The organism is Mesorhizobium sp. M7A.F.Ca.CA.004.12.1.1, assembly GCF_003997835.1.
Taxonomy (GTDB): Bacteria; Pseudomonadota; Alphaproteobacteria; order Rhizobiales; family Rhizobiaceae; genus Mesorhizobium.
This window is the reverse complement of sequence record NZ_RZRK01001127.1, coordinates 1-1471: the sequence shown is the minus strand read 5'-3', so window position 1 is coordinate 1471 and position 1471 is coordinate 1. Positions and strand designations below refer to the sequence as shown.

General features: G+C 61.3%; 1 protein-coding gene and 1 pseudogene. Both read right to left on the bottom strand.

Annotated elements, in window-relative coordinates:
- The coding region (locus tag EN984_RS34355; protein WP_127384342.1) for a pyridoxal-phosphate dependent enzyme at window positions 1-1058 on the bottom strand (1058 nt) is incomplete at its 3' end.
- Window positions 1055-1471: pseudogene (locus EN984_RS34350) on the bottom strand (DSD1 family PLP-dependent enzyme); the annotation flags it as partial. The pseudogene EN984_RS34350 and the gene EN984_RS34355, both read right to left, overlap by 4 nt.

The following is a 1471-nucleotide window of genomic DNA, read 5'->3' as shown; positions in this document are numbered from 1 at the left end:
TTTATGAACAGATCCCGGGCAGCAGCGAGAGAGGTCGCGCCCGTCGGTTCACAGAAAAGACCGGCTTTGTGCGCCAAGTCGATCATCGCCGCGCGAATATCCGCATCTCCGACGGCGTAAGCAACGCCCTTGCTCGCGCGGACAAGCGAAAGCGTCAGGCTGCCTTCCTCGGGATAGCCCAGCAACGGGTCCGAAATGCCCGAAGCGATCGTCTTGGGGCTCTCCCAGCTATCAACCTCGATTTTTCCGTCCTCGAAGGCCCTTGCTATCGGAGCACAGCCGTCAGACTGCGCCGCGATCAGGCGAGGCACTTTGCCAGCCCTATCCATGAAGCCCTGAAAGACGCCTTTAACCAACGGTCCGGAACTTGTCGGGATGGCGATCCAATCGGGTCCGACGCCTTCCATCTGCTCATGGAGTTCCTGCCCGATCAGCCGCAAGGCATCTACGCCATAAGGATTCAGATAGGTCGTCGTCAGGTTTGCATAGCCGGTCTCGGCGCAACGTAGTCTGGCATGTTCAAACGCGTTTCCGTAATGGCCGGGCACTTGCTCAAGCATGGCGCCATAGGCGAGAATCTGCGCCAGCTTGCCACGCGGCGTCGTATCCGGGCAGACGATGATGGCGGGAATTCCGACATTCGCGGCATAGCAAGCGGCAGCGGCACCGGCGTTGCCGCTCGACGCACTGACGATCCCCTTCGCTCCAAGCGCGATCGCCTGGCTCAATGCCGCTGCCACAAGGCGGTCCTTGAAGGAGCCGGATGGATTGCGGGTTTCGTCCTTGACGAGCAACCGGCCTCTGAAGCCGACGTGGAGGAGATCGGATCTGAGTTCTCGAAGCGGCGTGCCGCCTTCTCCAAGAGTAATATCATCTGCGACGAAGTCAGCTCTGAGCCAGCCGCGCCCTTCCGGTTTTTGACGCGTGACCTCCAGTATGCCGCCGCAATCGGGACAACGGTAGACCAGGGTCGGCGGCCGGGTGGCATTGCAAGCGATGCAGCGCAGCCTCAGTTGCCGGGACGGGGTTTCGGCCCCCGGAAGAACCGCGAGCGTCATTGCATCATTCCGCGCGCTGCGACAGGGAAGACGCATTCGACCCGTTTGCCGCGCATGCCGACATACCAGTCATAGCGGTCGACCGTTGGATCGCAATGGCCGGGAACGAGACGCAGCGTTTCTCCGATGGCAAGGCTTCCGGGATCCGAACGCAGGATGAGCGAACCGTGCTCGTCGGATGCGCCGGCATAGTCGATATCCTGCCTGGCGTGAATGAGAGGAAGTCCGCTGTCGATAGCAATCCCCTTGTGGCCGCAGTCCAGAACCGCGATGCCGTGACGGGCCGCACTCATGACGGTGCTCAGCACGAACAGCGATTGTTCGAAATCGGGAGCGGGACGATTTCGTGCATAGTCGGCATCCATGAACACATAGGAGCCGGCCTGGAGCTCGTTGTAGACGCCGCTGGCTGC